Here is a 279-nt window from a genome sequence, read left to right as displayed (position 1 = left end):
TACGCCTCAACCTGTTTGCTGTTCTGATCGTCATCATCGGTGGTCTGGTTACCGCCATCCTGCATAAACTGTTTGATATTCCACTGCCGGTAGTGCTGGGGATTTTCTCCGGTGCGGTTACCAATACGCCAGCGCTGGGGGCAGGGCAGCAGATTTTGCGCGACCTGGGTACACCAATGGAAATGGTCGATCAGATGGGGATGAGTTACGCGATGGCGTATCCATTCGGCATTTGCGGGATTTTGTTCACCATGTGGATGTTGCGGGTTATTTTCCGCG

Annotated in this window: 1 protein-coding gene; it reads left to right on the top strand. The window is 53.0% G+C overall.

Going from position 1 to position 279, the window contains the following annotated elements; all coding sequences use genetic code 11:
- On the top strand, positions 1–279 hold a 279-nt coding region (locus tag IEQ44_RS15730), incomplete at both ends, for an aspartate-alanine antiporter-like transporter (protein WP_438861858.1).

The sequence above is a fragment of the Nocardioides malaquae genome (genome assembly GCF_015070385.1).
GTDB lineage: Bacteria > Actinomycetota > Actinomycetes > Propionibacteriales > Nocardioidaceae > Nocardioides > Nocardioides malaquae.
Note: the sequence above shows the minus strand (reverse complement) of the source record. Positions and strands in the feature narration are given on the sequence as shown.